This window comes from Nostoc sp., from assembly GCF_036917775.1.
Taxonomy (GTDB): domain Bacteria; phylum Cyanobacteriota; class Cyanobacteriia; order Cyanobacteriales; family Nostocaceae; genus Nostoc.
The window spans coordinates 47,671-62,414 of record NZ_JBALEQ010000027.1 but is presented as its reverse complement, the minus strand read 5'-3'; the positions used below and the strand labels follow the sequence as shown (position 1 = coordinate 62,414).

Annotated in this window: 13 protein-coding genes; 5 read left to right on the top strand and 8 right to left on the bottom strand. The window is 40.4% G+C overall.

What is annotated here, in order from left to right; genetic code table 11:
• The first annotated feature begins 472 nt into the window (after positions 1–472).
• On the top strand, positions 473–1,984 hold the full coding sequence (locus tag V7K69_RS05015; protein ID WP_335031997.1) for a hypothetical protein: 1,512 nt from the start codon (positions 473–475) through the stop codon (positions 1,982–1,984).
• Positions 1,985–2,206: 222 nt separating this feature from the next.
• On the opposite strand, the gene petJ is transcribed toward V7K69_RS05015, so the two are convergent.
• The 6 genes from petJ to V7K69_RS04985 all read right to left on the bottom strand — a co-directional run bounded on the left by petJ (position 2,207) and on the right by V7K69_RS04985 (position 6,188).
• Complete coding sequence (gene petJ, locus V7K69_RS05010; RefSeq protein ID WP_335031995.1) at positions 2,207–2,551, bottom strand: cytochrome c6 PetJ; 345 nt, start codon at positions 2,549–2,551, stop codon at positions 2,207–2,209.
• Between the two features lie 246 nt (positions 2,552–2,797).
• A complete protein-coding gene (petE, locus tag V7K69_RS05005) occupies positions 2,798–3,217 on the bottom strand; it encodes a plastocyanin (RefSeq protein WP_335031993.1) in 420 nt (139 codons plus the stop codon).
• 257 nt (positions 3,218–3,474) lie between these two features.
• Positions 3,475–3,966, bottom strand: coding sequence for a photosystem II cytochrome c-550 (psbV, locus tag V7K69_RS05000; protein WP_265276118.1), 492 nt, complete (start codon positions 3,964–3,966; stop codon positions 3,475–3,477).
• Between the two features lie 132 nt (positions 3,967–4,098).
• A complete protein-coding gene (locus V7K69_RS04995; RefSeq protein ID WP_012409317.1) occupies positions 4,099–4,314 on the bottom strand; it encodes a hypothetical protein in 216 nt (71 codons plus the stop codon).
• A 141-nt stretch (positions 4,315–4,455) separates the two neighbouring features.
• Entirely contained in the window at positions 4,456–5,283 is an 828-nt protein-coding gene (locus tag V7K69_RS04990; protein WP_335031990.1) for a carbohydrate ABC transporter permease, read from the bottom strand.
• Positions 5,280–6,188, bottom strand: coding sequence for a carbohydrate ABC transporter permease (locus V7K69_RS04985; protein ID WP_335031988.1), 909 nt, complete (start codon positions 6,186–6,188; stop codon positions 5,280–5,282). The genes V7K69_RS04990 and V7K69_RS04985 overlap by 4 nt, the downstream gene beginning before the upstream one ends.
• Positions 6,189–6,436: 248 nt before the next feature.
• On the opposite strand from V7K69_RS04985, the gene V7K69_RS04980 reads away from it, so the two are divergent.
• From V7K69_RS04980 to V7K69_RS04970, 3 genes are all read left to right on the top strand, one after another.
• Complete coding sequence (locus tag V7K69_RS04980) at positions 6,437–8,884, top strand: ATP-binding protein (RefSeq protein WP_335031986.1); 2,448 nt, start codon at positions 6,437–6,439, stop codon at positions 8,882–8,884.
• 83 nt (positions 8,885–8,967) lie between these two features.
• Entirely contained in the window at positions 8,968–9,885 is a 918-nt protein-coding gene (locus V7K69_RS04975) for an alpha/beta hydrolase (RefSeq protein ID WP_335031984.1), read from the top strand.
• Positions 9,886–10,022: 137 nt separating this feature from the next.
• Positions 10,023–10,280: a type II toxin-antitoxin system Phd/YefM family antitoxin gene (locus tag V7K69_RS04970; protein ID WP_335031983.1), complete on the top strand. Its 258-nt coding sequence runs from the start codon at positions 10,023–10,025 to the stop codon at positions 10,278–10,280.
• An 8-nt stretch (positions 10,281–10,288) separates the two neighbouring features.
• On the opposite strand, the gene V7K69_RS04965 is transcribed toward V7K69_RS04970, so the two are convergent.
• The gene (locus V7K69_RS04965; RefSeq protein WP_335032062.1) at positions 10,289–11,509 is read right to left on the bottom strand and encodes an ABC transporter substrate-binding protein; all 1,221 of its coding nucleotides are present in this window, start codon (positions 11,507–11,509) and stop codon (positions 10,289–10,291) included.
• 200 nt (positions 11,510–11,709) lie between these two features.
• Between V7K69_RS04965 and V7K69_RS04960 the strand changes: the two genes are divergently transcribed.
• On the top strand, positions 11,710–13,131 hold the full coding sequence (locus tag V7K69_RS04960) for an MFS transporter (protein ID WP_335031981.1): 1,422 nt from the start codon (positions 11,710–11,712) through the stop codon (positions 13,129–13,131).
• Positions 13,132–13,317: 186 nt separating this feature from the next.
• On the opposite strand, the gene accD is transcribed toward V7K69_RS04960, so the two are convergent.
• Entirely contained in the window at positions 13,318–14,268 is a 951-nt protein-coding gene (accD, locus tag V7K69_RS04955; RefSeq protein ID WP_163935465.1) for an acetyl-CoA carboxylase, carboxyltransferase subunit beta, read from the bottom strand.
• Positions 14,269–14,744: the final 476 nt, after the last annotated feature.

The following is a 14,744-nucleotide window of genomic DNA, read 5'->3' as shown; positions in this document are numbered from 1 at the left end:
TAAAATTGTACAATTTACAACAGTTTTCGGGGCTGCTGATGTGGTAGTATTCTCACATAGGCACTAGTCTCGGACAAAGAAATGTGCCATCTGTTACAGAAGCCTAGTTGATTAAAAAAGCGTAAAAAAACAAGGCGACTTCAGCAGATGTTTTGATGTACTCAGAGTTGGATCTTGACTTAAACTTTAATAAATATCCCAGATATTAATTTTAATTGTGTGTGTCATAAAAATAACAAATCAAAAGTAGTAATTTTTCAAATACCTCTTTAGCAAGCTCAAATTTGAAGATATGAACCAGCCTTATTAAACAATTACAAACCTGAATAAATGGCAATTTTGGCGTTTTCGTTGCCATGAGAGGAAATTATTATTTCCTTAGAGGGAGGCATATATTGCGATATTTTGCAATATAGTCGGGAAGAGAAAATCGTTAGTCAACTGCAATTGAGCCGAGTGAACGATAACAACTATGTCTTACGTCTCCTTGTTTAAAAATATACCAGAACTGTTAAGCCAGCCAATTGGGATAGCAGCTATAGCTTCTCTTGGTATCCACGGTGCGATCGCTATGATTGTGCCATTGATGCCTATGGATTCTAGCAAACCCAAAGATACAGCATCATCAAAAAGCGTCGGGCTTTTGGAATTGACCCAAGCAGATCAAAGTCGTTTGCCAGAAAGCACCCCCAAAATTGGTTTACAACAACTTCCTCCAATAGCGCCGCTTTCTGCGTCCAACTTTAGCACCCAAGCTGGATTGCCCCCATTGGCAGCACCGCCATCCGGCAGTCAGCTAGTACTGCCTCCCCTACCCCCATCATCGAATAACTATCGAGTCTCCTCATTGCCTACAAGACAGTCTTTGCGGATGATTCCTAGTGATAATTTGCGATTTGATGCTTCTAAATTTGACAACTCTAAATTTAATAGCAGCCCCAAATTTACTCCATCAGTTCCTCGTGTAAATGTGACTGATACCAAATACGAGGCATCTAAGCCGTTAGATGTAAATAGATTGCCAGTATTGCAGTCGCAGCAAATACCTAATGATATTCTGCAAAATGCTCAATCTCAGAACCTCTCTAACAGTAACCCTATTACACCAGTACAGGGAAATATCACTCCACAAATAACGCAGCCGGTTAATAATGCGTCTAAGCCTATGGCTCAAAACCAGCTCATAAATTCTTTAAAACAAGCTCCAAGGGCTGGGGATAGCTTAACCTTAATTAGGGGAACCACGTCACAAGCGCCTGATTTATCTCCAAAAGGGACTGAGTTGGCGATCGCACAGCTAGATTCCTACGCAAACCTGAGAAAGGAAGTTCAGCAACAATACCCCAACGCAGAACAAAAACCAGTCATTCGCCAAACGTTACCCACAGATAAGCCAAATCTTCAAGGCTCTGTTTTGGGTGTATTAGTGGTAGACCCTGATGGTAAGGTTCTAGATATCAAGTTTCAAGACAAGCTAGTTTCCCCAGAATTGCAATTAAAAGCTAGGGAATACTTCAACAAGCAATCCCCCAAGGGAGATAAACGGGTCAGTTCCTATCCATTTAACCTACGTTTCCAAAACAGTACTAGCAACAGTACTGGGACTACTCCATTATCTACACCTGGCATCAATAACAATCAGCTTACCCCTTTACCAGCAGCTACTTCTAAACCATTTCCCGATCTGCGAATCAGAAATAACCAGATCGCGCCTTCATCAACAGGTATTCTTAAACCATTAACTGCACCGAGAGTAAATGGCAATCAACCTTTGTTAACGCCGACAGCTACCCCCAAAACATTATCTGAATTGCAAATCAGAAATAATCTCACACCTTCATCCGCAGCTAAGACTTCGGAACCCTTAGTGCTACCAAGAGTTAATAAGATTCAGGCTACACCCTCTACTGAATCGGATAAAAAACTAGTAGAACGGTTGCGTGAAGTCAAGGAAAACAGAGACAAGTCTAATCCAGAAAAATAATCACTTGCTGGTGATTTGGGATTAAAAACTAGGTAAAAGGGCGGTTATAAACCGCATCTATACAAATAAAACCCACGGAAGTGGGTTTCAAATTTTCTTTAGTATGGTTCCTGTAGCTAAGTTTGTGTAGCCGCGAGTTTTATTCACTTTGGCTCTAAGTTGCCACGTATGAGTATTGCTGTACCCCTAAGAGCGATATATTCCATACAATTGAGAGCTAGTTTACCAGCCTTGTTCTGCATTCTGAAAAACGTAAGCAGCTACCTCTAGGATATCTTCAGCACTTAATTTTCCTTTAAAGGCAGGCATAGCATTTTTACCATTTTGGACTTGGTGTATAATCGCCTCGATTGAGTCGCTATCATAATTTTCTAGGTATTTTGACAATGCTTCCTTTTTCAAGGTTTTCTGGCTAATAAGGATATTACCGCCACCTATATGGCAAGAAGCGCAGTTAGCCTCGAAAATTTTAGCACCGTTGGATGTTTCGGCAGCTAGTGCTGGACTAATGAATGTCAATTTGAATAGAGCGATCGCTATCATTAAGATTAATAAAAGTATTCTCAAGAGAATTTCCTCGCAACAAGCCTCCAGCAAGAGTATAAACGTGATTAATCCCTGATTAAGTCAAATTTGATCAAAATTGGCGGTAACGAATTCATCCCTCAATCGCTACAGATTGTTTAGCGTTTTAGGGGACGATAAGACTCGTTACCGCCATTTATCCATTGTGTGCGTCACTCTAGGAGCGTGGCGTGTTGCTATGAGGTAATTTCACAAAAGAGAAATCATCTTGTGGCAATGAGGACGTTTCTAACCTTGGACAGTAACTTTACCAACCATGCCAGCACCACGGTGAGGTTCGCAATAGAAGGTGTAGTCACCAGCAGGTGCGTCTGCGGGGAAAGTGGTTGTTTCCTTTTTACCAGGAGTCATCAGCAAAGTCTTATGAGAAAGAGATTTTGCTAAATCGGCATTCTTGGAAGGGTTTTTGGCAGGATCAAACACAACGTTGTGGGGAGGAACTTTATTATTTACCCATTCAATTGTGTCACCTGGTTTAATTGTCAACTTTTTCGGTTCAAATGCCAGCATCCCTTTATCGCTACCCAATTTCACCTTGTAGGTTTCAGCCGAAGCGCTGGGAGTAAAAACTGCAAAGCTGCTAACAACTAAAAGGATTGTCAACACAGCTAAACTAAAGCGTCGCAAGCTTGCCGAAATCAATTTCATGGCTCTCTCCTAACAAACAATTTCTTTTTCCTTTCTCATTTTAAATAAAATCAACACCAAATATGACAATCTGTCATAGATACAATTTTTTTTTAATAAATAGGGAGAAATTTATTGCAAAAAGGGAATGGGGAATGGGGAATGGGGAATGGGGAATGGGGAATGGGGAATGGGGAATGGATTCTTCCTAATGCCCTATTCCCAATGCCCAATACCCGATACCCAATGCCCTATTCCCAATGACTCAGTTCCAGGATTTAGTAATAGATTTTTCCGCCTCCCCACTTAGTGCCAACGATTTTGGGTTGTATGAGAATATGACCAGCGATCGCTTCCAAGTCCTCATCTGTCAGATTTCGCATTGCTGTGAAAATATCTGCACTCTTGATACTGGGATGGATTTCGGAAATCTCTTCTTCCCCGTCGTAAGTAGTGGGATTTTTCAGGTAATCCACCAAGCCTTCAATGTTATTACGGTTGGGTGTTGCCAGTGCCAGATCGTCTGGAGTAAGTCCAACGTTCTGATTTGTTTTAGTAACTCCCCCAGCATGACATTGGGCACAAGCGTAATTAAATAAGCGTTTGCCTTCTTTTACTTGTTTCAGGCTAAGTACGGTGGTCTCACCTTGAGTATTTAATGGCACTGTTCGGGTAGCTTTGTCTAGTTCCACTGCTGTCGCGCTACCGACAAGCAACTGAAACGAGAGTAAAACAGTGGCCACAACAACGCCAATTAGTCTTCTAAACATGTTTCCCCTTAAAAATTTTGACGCTCAACACAGCTAAGAAAGCGGTTCTCAATCTCCAAGCTGCTAATTGCTAATGACTCATTGTTTTTTGTCATTAGCTATCAATGATTAGCTAAAGCCCAAGATCACCCGTTAGGTGTCCTCGTCATCACCCACCAAGTCGCTAGTACCTTTTGGGTGTGTTTCAAACGATATTTGGGAAATGATTGCCTTTGCATCTTCTAACGCCAAACGGGTCTTTTGGTGTTTGTAGGCGATTCCCAGTTGGTTGCACAGAGAAAACACTTTTTCTACAGGTATACTGTAGTCGGCTGCTATCTCTGCGATCGATAGGTCTGCAAAACCCATAATGCTTGTTAACTGATAGATAGAGATTGAGTCGCTGTAATACCAATATCACGTTAGGAGTGCAATTTGTTGCCCAAAATACTGTTTGGGGAATGGGGAATTGGGGATTGGGAATTGGGAATGGGGCATTGGGCATGGCTATTAACCTTTTCCCCCAGTAAAGGTAACGCTTTGAATAAAGTAACGATTAAAAAAGGCGTAAATACCTAAAGCTGGTAGGGTAAAGACCATAGAAGCCGCCATAATGTAGTTCCAATAGCTGATGTATTGACCTTTAAAGGTATTCAGCCCCAAAGGGAGAGTAAACATTTCTGGGTCAAACAGGATAACTATCGGCAGTAAAAAATTATTCCAACTTCCCATGAATACAAAAACTGCCTGTGCTGCTAGTGCTGGTTTTGCTAGAGGTAAGACAATATGTCGGAAAATTCCAAAGGTATTTAAGCCATCGAGTTGAGCAGCTTCTTCTAGTTCTTTAGGAAAATTAACAAAAAACTGCCGCATCATAAAGATAAAAGTGGCATTAACCATGCTAGGCACAATCATGCCTTGATAAGAATTCAACCAGCCGATCGCTTTCAAAATCAAAAATGTCGGAATTAGGGTGATTTGCGCTGGTACTGCCAGCACAGCCAAGATGAGAAAGAACCAAAAGCGCTTACCCACAAAACGCAGTCTTGCCAAGGCATAACCAGCCATTGAATTTAACAACAAGTTTAAAAGGGTAACGCTGACAGCAATTACCACACTGTTGAACAACCAGCGCCAAAATAACGGTTCTTGGAGAAAGATTTGCCTGTAGTTGTCAAGAGTAAAATTCTTGGGGAAAAAGTTGGGTTCACCACCGACAATCTCTGTTAGCGGCTTAAATGATGCTGAAAGCGCCCAGAGAAAGGGAATAAGGGTAACGATCGCATAGAGTGTCAGCAAGACGTATAACAAGACTTTTAAGCCAGAGATTTTAGTCAAATCCGTTCGCCTCCAAAAAGTCGCCGTTGAATCAAAGTGATGGCAACGATCGCTGCTGCTAACAAAAATGCGATCGCAGCTGCATATCCCATTTGTAAATTCCGAAACACAGCTTGGTAAATTAGCAGCACCACAGTTAAGGTAGCGTTATTTGGGCCGCCAGTACCCCCAGAAAAGATGTAAGACTGGTCAAAAAGTTGAAAAGTCCCAATCACCCCTACAGCTACCACAAAGAAGGTTACAGGCTTAAGCAAGGGAAGGGTAACGTGGATAAATTGCTGCCACTCATTTGCACCATCGAGTTCCGCCGCCTCATAAAGTGTTTGGGGTATATCTTGCAAGGCGGCCAGATAAATCACCATGAAAAACGGCGCAGTTGACCAAATGTTCATGATCATAATGCCTTTGAGCGCAACTGCCGGATCTCCCAACCAGTTATAAGTAGGTAGCCCTACAAAAGCGAGAAAATCGTTTAGTAGCCCATCAGTGTTATAAATCCACATAAAGATCAGCGTCAGCACTGCTGAAGAGGTGACTGTGGGCAAAAAGTAGAGGATGCGCCACCAGTTTTTACCGCGAATCCCAGAATTCAGAGTTACCGCCAGAATTAAAGCTAAGACTGTTTGAGTTGGCACAACAATAGCTACGTATTGTGCTGTGTTTCTTAAAGCAATCCAAACCCTTTCATCTTCAGCTAATCGTGTGAAGTTCCGAAAACCGATGAACTCGTACTCAATACCGCCGAGAAGTCGGACTTTTTGCAAGGAAAGAAAAACGGCGTAGAGAATGGGTAAGACTACAAAAGTCCCCAAAACTAGAATGGTGGGCATCATGAACATATACCCAGCCAAGTCTTCTGTGATATTCCACCTGGGGTTACTCCGCCGCCTGTTGATTGCAAACACTACAGAACCTCCGTTTAATCTCGCACTAACCCGGCTGTAGCGATGGGTTGTGCATGATTATTGATCCTACTCCTGTAAAAAATATTTAACCTCATTAAATTAAGTTTCTATTTTTGGAAAGCCTAGACGCAAAACGGCGATTTACGAGATATCGGTTGTATGAGTTAGCTACTTATGTCATTTAGGGAACTATATATTTAGCTTCCTTGGGGATGCTAATTAACCCGACTCAAGCAAGAGGACACAAAATGTCATATACAGCCTACTTACGTTCGATTAAAAGTGAACTTCAGAGAACTGATAAAACTCAAAAAAGCCTACGGGTAAAAACTATCATAGAACAGTTTGGCTACCAGCGTAGAAGTCAATCATTCATAGATAATTTTAATACTGCTCTTGATGAATTGGGACTTTGTGCAAATCCTTGCTTAGATTTGTATATTCCGTTAGATACAAAAATTGCTATTTCTATTAAAGGTGTAGAAGCAATCAATAAAGTAGCTGAATCTGAATCAATTTCAGTCAAACTACAAGAGGCAATCTCAGTCAAACATGATTTTTTCTACTACTTATTTGATTTTGGCTCAGAGCAAGAATATGAAAGATTCCAATCATGTTTAGATTCTCATCAGCCAGTAGGTATTTTTTTGATTCCACAGGTAGAAGATTTCTTCTCTGATATTGTTGTCAAAATCTTTAATTATGAATTAATTAGAAAATATCAGTACGGAGGATATAGTAGTACCCCAAAAGCTGCCACTAGAAAAATTCCTACAAGTCTTGCTTCAGATCAAGATTGTGACGATGAACAAGAGAATTCTATTTCTGATGCTAGTATTTTTCAGTTTTATCGCTCAACAATGACCAGTATTATACTTGGCAACACTGGTTTAGAGCTGCTTGATTCGGAAAAATTTGAGCAGCAGTTTGAACAGATATCTCTATCTGCCAATAAATATAATTCTGAACAGTTTTTTATTTTATTTCATTGTCCATCAGTATTAGAAATTCAAGCTCATCAGCAAGAAGATGCTTTAGGATACTTGGTAGATAGAGTTGCCAGTAAAATTCCTTTTACTTTTACTCTCAGATGTAAATACCCAAATGAAGCCTCTCTTGAGCATAAAGAAGAAGTATATGCTCATTTTCGTCTACTGCTGGAACTTCCATATTATCAAATAGAGGAAGATGACGCATCTTTGCGAGATTATTTTGTAGATTTGCAAAAAGCTCAAATACAGGCAGAATCACAGTTATTATTGAAGATAAAACCCGAACATTTTTACAGTCTGAAGTGGCAACAGGAAAGCAAAGAATATATTTATCTCAAGTATTTTGCTATTAAAACCTTAGAAAGTATAGGATATGAATTATCTAATATTGGCTGTGAGGTTGAGTTGACTTCTAGGGATGAGGAAACATCAGATGAAGATACATCAGATGAAGATGGAGAGTATCAAAGCGAAATTATAGAAGTCTATGTAAAAAATCAGGTGGTAGTTGAGATAGAAACTCTCAAATACCAAGAATTTCAGGACAATAATCTCTTTTTAGATCCCCTTAAAAGAGTTTTGAGAAAATCAAAAGTATGGCCAAATAAGCTAGAAAGTCTTTGGTTGGTAATTCCCGGTTTTGAGATTGCCCGCAATTATTACCAACTAAAAAAAGCTAAGGAAATATTAGAATATAAGTTATCTGGATATTATGGCGATCGCTTCCAGGTTGTAATCATGGCTCCTGATTATGAAAAACACCAATTAGTTCCAGTATCATTTGATTCTATTGAATATCCATCTTTTGAGTATGGGGTTAAAAAACCTAGTTTAGTACAAGCATATCCAGTTACTAACCGTGTTAAAGAATTTAAGCTTGACTTTAGCCAAGTAAAAGGTTTAACCGAAGAAAAAGAAAAACTAAATAAACTTCTCAAGTTGCAATCTAAGGGACACAAGGGTTCAATTGGTGGAATTCTTTTCTATGGATTACCTGGATGCGGTAAAACTCTACTGGCAAATGCTTTTGCTAATGAGTCTGGCAGATATTTCTTCAAATTCTCTCCTGCTGATATTGTCAGTGTTTGGATAGGTCAAAGTCAAAAAAATATTCGAGATATCTTTGCTCAAGCTAAGAAAAAAGCTCCTTCAGTTTTATTTATTGATGAGTTAGACAGTATTGGGTTTAATCGTAACGAAGACAACGCCCACACAGACCAAAAAGCAACTATTAATCAATTACTCATCGAACTAAATAATCTTCAAAATAGTGACGTAATTGTAATAGCTGCTACTAATTATTTGAGTGGTATAGATAGTGCGTTGAAACGTTCCGGTAGATTGGATTGGAAGATTCCTATCTTTCCACCGTCTCAAGTAGAAAGAATAGAGCTATTCATACACTACCTGTCAAAAATTGATATGAATCAGTTAGTTAACTTTGAAATGCTGGCAGAGAAAAGTATGAAGTTTACGTCATCAGATATCGAGTTAGTTTGTCGAGAAGTTAGAAATGCTATTCTTCTAGAAGAAATAAGTTCAGCTTTAACAACTTCAGATGTGATTACTTATATAAATAATCTGCAAGATGGTGGTTTAAGTCTTAACCAAGAACAAGTCAAGGAATTTATCGAAGAGTGTAAAAGAATGAGTGTAAAGAATCCTAAGCTAGAAACTCTGAAATTAGAATGGGCTTTGTATTAGCAATAGCTCAATAAAAATGGCGTAGGCGTAGCCCATCGTAGACATCGCTCTTTTGGTAGTGTTGGAAAAATAACTTTAGGAATATGCGATTTTTTACTAAAAAACTGCTACTAAGAAGCATCGGGGTTGTGGCGATCGCCTACATTTCAACTTGTCTATTTTTGTTTGTTCGGCAGCGTTATTTGATATTTAGCCCAACTCCACAAATATTAACGTTACCTAGTTCACCCGACTTTTTTCTTCCTTACAAAGATGTGCGTTTACCTATTACTGGCTCTAATGAATATATACATGGTTGGTGGATTCCAGCACCATTACCAAAAGAGAAAGTTTCTTTAATTCCAAATGAGCCTGTAAAAATTTTAAAATCACCTAAAACATTTTTATACTTTTGTGGTGCTGCTAATAATAAAGGTTACTACAATTATATAGGCAGACTTCAAGCAATGCGACAGTTGGGGTTTTCTATATTAGTGATTGACTACCGAGGTTATGGTAGTAGCAAAGGGAATTTTCCTAGTGAGTCTCAGCTTTATCAAGATAGTCAAATAGCCTGGAATTATTTAGTAAAAACACAACAAATACCTCCTAATAGAATTGTCATTTACGGCGAATCAATGGGGGGAGCAGTTGCTATAAATTTGGCAGTAAAACATCCAGAAGCTCGTGGATTAATTGTGCAAAGCTCATTTACATCAATGGCAGAGGAAATCAAATATAGAGATTGGTTACGGATGTTTCCCATCGAGTTGCTGCTAACACAAAAGTTTGATTCTATTTCTAAAGTTCGTTCTCTACGTCTTCCAGTTTTATTTATTCATGGAACTGATGACAGCATTGTTCCATCCTATATGAGTCAGCAGTTATATGATGCTGCTACTGAACCCAAACAACTTTTATTAATTCCAAAAGGAAAACATGTCCAAATTTATCAACCTGGAAGTAAATCGTATTTACAAGCAATTCAAAAGTTTATCCAAAAGGTAGAGTCTCAAGAGTAAGAAATAGGGCGATCGCTATTTCTTACACCCCCTACTAATGGCGATCGCATATAGTCTTGGTCATAGCCGATAAATATTGAGTAATAGTTCAGGCTATGCCCTATTAGAATATGACTATAGTCATGACTATGGTTATTATGAAATCAATTTCCAAAAGTAAACTCAAATCTCAACTTCTTGAGTTCTTACGACTTGTAGAGTCAGAGGGAGAAGAAATTGTAGTTACTGATCGCGGTAAGCCAGTCCTGAAAATTTCCAAATACGCGCAAACACCTTCAACAGACGAGTTATTTGGAGAAATGCGCGGTAAAGTGAAGTACTTTGAGGATTTAACTACACCAACAACTGAGGAATGGACAAGAAGTGATTTGGTAGAGGCAAAAAAGATTGCTTAGACTAAGTATTAATCCATCGCCCTAATTTGCTGATTAGCTTCATTCTGTGCCTTCATCATCGCCTGCTTTAATGGTTGTTGCCCCAACAAGGCGCTGACAAACTGGTTATCAAAGTTATTCACGATCGCACCTGGATATTTCCCCACCTGCCACGATGTAGCATAATCCACTCCCGCCACTAATGGCGATCGCAGTGCATCTTGGTCATAACCCAAATTCTTTGCCACTGATTTACGTGTTGGCAAAGCAAACCCTGTTCCTGTCCACTTCTGCATTCCTTCTTTACCCGTGAGATAAGAAATCAACTCCCAGGCTTCGGCTTTGTGCTGTGCAAGATTATTCATCACGTAAGCAACTGTAAAGACCATTGTGCCTTTTTTGTTATTAATCGTAGGCACTGGTGCGGTAGCAAACTCTACTTGGGGAAAGGTTTCAGTTAAATAAGGAATTGCCCAATTACCCTCAATCACCATTGCTACTTTACTCTGACCAAACATTTCACTACCTGAGTTTGTCCCGACATCAGATTTTTGGGCAGAGGAACGGTCTTTTTGATACTGGTTTACTACTAACTCTAAACCCTTTAAACCTGCTTCACTCGCAAAGGTAGCATAACCATTTTGATCGATGAGTTGCCCACCAAAGGCTTTAATTTTATAAGCCTGACGCGCCAATTCGGGAATTTCCCCAAATCCGTATTTGTTAAGTTTGCCTGTCAATTGTTTCGAGTAGTTACGTAATTCATCCCAAGTAGTCGGTGGATTACTCAACCCTGCGGCGGCGAATGCTTTTTTGTTATAAAACAGGGCAAGGGTGGAATAGTCTTTGGGAAGACCATAAATATGATTCTGATATTTGAAACTATCGAGTAGGGTATCTTCAAAATCTGTTAGGTCAAATTCGGGGGTAATGTAACTTTCTAACGGTTCTAAGACATTCTGACTCATCAAGAAAGGAGCTTCTAGCGCATCGAGATAAAAGACATCTGGTGCTGCTTCCCCAACTAAACGAGTTTTGATTACATCCATATATTGGTCGGAAATTACCTCATATTTGACCTTAATAGTTGGATGTTGTACCTCAAACTCTCGCAATACCTGTCTCAAGAGTTTTTGCTCAATAGGAGAACCTCCCCAACCACTAAGTTTGATACTAACTGCGGTAGATGCTAACGGTTTGCTTGGCAATTGTAGACTTTGACAAGCAATAATAGCGATCGCGATCGCCATTACCAATCCCAAAAAATTAAATAATCTTTGTTTGATCACTTGTACCTTCTGTTGTTAAGGAGTGATATTTACTTATCTAAAATTTTTGTTGAAAATTGCAAGCTAGAATAACGAAAACTTATTAAAAATGCTAATAAAAGCATACTGAGTTCTTCGACAACCGGATTTATGTCAGGATGCTTTACTCATAAACATACATTATGGATTTTGTTCAGGTTGAAACAACTACGCCACTGACTCTGGAAATTCCCCAGATTTCTTTACCACCAACAGCACTTTCTCCAACTTCTCGAATTCCCAAGGATGCGATTCGCACAAGTTTAAAAGCCTCCACTGCGGATTCTGTCTTAGCGGCGGTTTACTCTCTTGGAACTGGCGGGATTTTACTCAGCAATTTCTTGGTGGAATTGGGTGCTAGTCCAGTAGTATTTGGGATGCTTTGCTCTATCCCCATGTTGGTCAATCTGATTCAGCCGTTGGGTGCTTACTTGTCTGAACGTAGCACTAGCCGCTTTCAATATTCTCTTCGGACACACGGAATTGGTCGGCTGCTATGGCTGGCTCTAGTAATCGGTATTATAGGCGTAAGCTTGGGAGTTATTAATACTCACCAATTAGTGATATTAACACTTTTGATTGTCTTATTTAGCAATCTTTTGGGAGGACTAGGAACCGCATCGTGGCTAAGTTGGGTTGCAATGATAGTTCCCCGAAGATTGCGAGGCAGGTATTTTGGGACACGTAATAGTGCCGCTAACCTCACCAATTTGGTTTGCGTACCAATAGCTGGTCTAGCTGTATCACATTGGTATGGTGGAACTCTGCAAGGCTATGGGGTGGTTCTGCTGGTAAGTATTGTTTTGGGAATTGCGGGATTGGGGTGTCAGTATTTCCAAGTGGATATGAATCCCAGATCGCAAAATACTTATTATGGCAAGTTAACTCAAACAAGTGAGATTCAGCCAGAGGTTGCAAAAGATGAATCTTCTGAAGTATCTCAATCAGTTCATCCACCACAAAACCAGTTAACTAAGAGTGTTTGGAAAAACTCTAACTTTTTAAGATTTCTGCTGTATTTCAGCTTCTGGAATCTTGCTGTTAACCTCAGCAGTCCTTTTTTCAACCTCTATATGCTGGACACACTGGATTTAGATGTGAGTTACGTAACTATCTACAATAGCCTCCAGGCGGGGGCAACTTTGCTAATGCTGATTTTGTGGGGAAAATTAGCAGACAAGATAGGCAATCGTCCCATCCTCATCTGTATTGGAATTTTGGTTGCAGCTACACCACTACTATGGCTAGGAATTGGTGCTAATCGCTTTGATATTTGGTTGTGGCTACCTCTGTTACACATCTTGGCTGGAGGTACTTGGGCGGCGATTGATTTGTGTAGTAACAATATACAATTGGCGATCGCACCAATTAAAAATCAGTCTATCTATTTTGCGACAGCAGCTGCCGTTGCAGGAGGGAGTGGTGCTTTAGGCGCAACTATAGGCAGCTTCATCGTCCAATTTGCTCAGTTTGGAGGCTTGCTAGGGTTGTTTGCCCTCTCTAGTCTATTTCGACTAGCAGCACTTCTTCCACTCGTTTTTGTCAAAGAACCGGAGAGAGGATGAGGGAGTAGGGACAGGGGGCATGGGGGCAGGGGGACAAGGGGACAAGGGGACAAGGGGACAAGGTGACAAGGTGACAAGGTGACAAAAGTTTAGAACTTACAACAAGTCTTTCCCCTTGTCCCCAATTCTCCTTGTCCCCAAGTCCTCTTTCCCAGTCCCCAGTCCCCAGTGCCCAGTCCCCATATTCTATTCTGCGGCGGTAGAAGTTAAAGACATTGTTTCCCACAAAACCATGTGAGGTGGTGTTAGTACAGGCTGGTGTAGAGCAATCAGCTGGGCTAGGGTGGTCTTTAATTGAGTGCGGGGTACGATATCGTCAACAAAACCATGCTGGAGCAAATCTTCAGCAGTCTGAAAATTTTCGGGGAGTTTTTCTCGTAGGGTTTGCTCAATCACTCGCCGACCGGCAAAACCAATGGTTGCTTTGGGTTCTGCCAAAATGATATCGCCCAACATTGCAAAACTTGCGGTAACGCCGCCCGTTGTGGGATTGGTCAAAACTGGAATATATAATAGTCGTGCGTCTTTATGGCGCTGTAGGGCTGCGGAGATTTTCGCCATTTGCATTAGGGAAAGCATTCCTTCTTGCATTCTCGCGCCGCCGGAGGTGCAGATAATCACTACAGGATACCGTCGTTGAGTGGCTTGCTCAATCATCCGGGTGAGTTTTTCTCCCACAACCGAACCCATACTACCACCCATAAAACGGAAATCCATAACCCCAAGGGCAATGGGCAAACCATTGATTTGACCTAGGCCAGTGTTAACTGCGTCTATTAAGCCAATTTTATCTTGTGTTTCCCGCAGGCGATCGCTGTAGAGTTTGCGATCGCGAAATTCTAGCGGATCGGTTGGACGCAAATGCTCGTCTAGAGGTTTCCAGGTATTATTATCTATCAATTGGCGAATGCGCTCATCGCTATCTACACGATTATGATGACCACATTCGATACAAACCATTTGATTGGCTTTCAGGTCTTTTGTGTATGCCAATACGCCACACTTAGAACATTTGTGCCATAAGCCATCAGCAATTTCACGTTCTTGGCGCTCAAGGCTGGTAGATCCTGATTTCCGTCGATTTGCAAACCAATCAAATAGAGACTTTAAACCACGCGATTCTTCGTTGTTAGCCATTTTTTATTTTATTTTAAGTGGGTATGAGGTCGAAAACATATCAAACCGTATTGGGTTGTCCTTAGTCATGAGTCATTTTTTTACTAATGACTAATTACTACATCGTCAAACTACGCTTTTAAGCAATTCAGACCTTAATTTTCATCTTTGGTTGCCAGCTTAACGAAAATACTTATACCAATACAAGTCTCCTGCTCTTTATTTTCAGCAGACTTAATTATATTGACGTACTGACAAAGCGATGAGAATACCAACCTCCAAATAAGATGCTCTCCCTCTCCCACCCAAATCAATGATTCGTATTGCTAGGTTATGAACAATCAGCATCTGTTGCATAAGTTGTGCTTGCTAACGATTAATCGTCGTCAAGAGGGTAATACAAGTCACAAGCAGAATATTATCAAAATATGAAGGGGCGATGGGGTAATGTTGGTTACAGTCACGAATTATAAATTTTTCTTATGAAAGGGCATTCG